Annotated in this window: 2 protein-coding genes and 1 pseudogene; 1 reads left to right on the forward strand and 2 read right to left on the reverse strand. The window is 48.0% G+C overall.

All coding sequences use genetic code 11. From position 1 onward, the window contains the following. Positions 1–169, forward strand: a 169-nt coding sequence (locus P5683_RS25020; protein WP_315642102.1) for a zinc ribbon domain-containing protein, incomplete at its 5' end; no start/stop codon positions are given. 58 nt (positions 170–227) lie between these two features. Here P5683_RS25020 and P5683_RS25025 read toward each other — a convergent pair. Both P5683_RS25025 and P5683_RS25030 read right to left on the reverse strand, forming a co-directional pair. Next, positions 228–767 carry a thioredoxin family protein gene (locus tag P5683_RS25025; RefSeq protein WP_006625212.1) on the reverse strand — a complete coding sequence of 180 codons (540 nt, stop codon included), beginning with the start codon at positions 765–767 and terminating at the stop codon, positions 228–230. Between the two features lie 90 nt (positions 768–857). Next, positions 858–1,049: pseudogene (locus P5683_RS25030) on the reverse strand (HNH endonuclease); the annotation flags it as partial. Between the last annotated feature and the right edge of the window lie 118 nt (positions 1,050–1,167).

Genomic DNA, 1,167 nt, shown 5'->3' on the forward strand with positions numbered 1-1,167 from the left:
TTATCGTCAAAAAATGCCCCTAGTCCGTCGGACTTTTGAATGTCCAAACTGTGGCCTGAAGATTGATAGAGATTTGAACGCCAGTAGAAATTTAGAAAAATCGCCTGGTTCCGACGATTACACTTGTGGACGGGGTGCTGCCGACAGTCCCGGACGAAGCCAGAAATAAACATCAAGATCCGGCTATGTCCGGTTTTGTTTAAGTTTTATAGAGCAGCAGGGAACCATCATCTTCGCCATTGAATCGGACTACCAATAGGGGGGGTAGTTTCCGGGGCGATCGCTTCTCTAGCCAATAATTGAGATACTGCATTTTTGAGATAGTTGATAGTTAACGCTTCTGGGGATTCTGGATTATCATCGATGCCCCCTCGGTAGCGCAAAATTCCCTGGTTATCCAGCACAAAGGCTTCCGGGGTAGTTTCCGTGCCAAAACAGTGAGCCACGTCCTGGGTCACATCCCGAATATATGGAAAATTCAGATCATGTTCTTGGGCAAAGATTTTCATCTGCTCAAAGCTGTCAGACGGCGATTGTAATGGGTCATTAGCATTAATCCCCACTATAGTCGCTCCCACCGTTTGCAAATAGGTTTGCAGTGCCTTCATTCTCCCCAAATAAGATTGAACGTAGGGGCAGGAATTGGACATAAAGATAACTATGACAACCTGAAACCTTTGCAGATAGCGGGCTAGGTGGTGAACTTCGTCATCCACCCCAGGTAATTCAAAGTCAGGAGCATAGCTGTTAATCAGAGTACCTTTCATAATCTTCCTCCGAGAAACCCCATCCCCTCGTGGGTGGGTCGGGACAGGAGTGGCAATTTAGCGAGGTTAAATACCCCCGAAATTGCCCATTCAATAGCCATAAGCGTAGCCATCCTTTTTGTATAGCTGTACAGTATTTGTGGCTGATGCCTTGCACCAGCCCCTCGCAGTGGTCACATTGAAGCTACCACTGGAGCGAATCCCCACAGAACCCAAATAGGTTCGGATCTTTTTACCTGCACCCGCCACTGTCTTGACCATATCACCAGTCTGAAAGCCTTGCACGAACTTGAATCCCGTGCCATTGAACTTGCTTTGGCTCCCACTGCTTGTCTTCCGCGTGCGTCACGTAAAACTCCTGGGAGGGTTGGAAGCTCCGTGATTTATCGCGGAGAGGAAA

This window comes from Limnospira sp. PMC 1279.21 (genome assembly GCF_032349615.1).
GTDB classification, from domain to species: Bacteria; Cyanobacteriota; Cyanobacteriia; order Cyanobacteriales; family Microcoleaceae; genus Limnospira; species Limnospira fusiformis.

What these genes read in the sequence shown, in the direction of transcription:
- P5683_RS25025 (WP_006625212.1), bottom strand. Translation starts at nt 767, where the DNA reads ATGAAAGGTACTCTGATTAACAGCTATGCTCCTGACTTTGAATTACCT.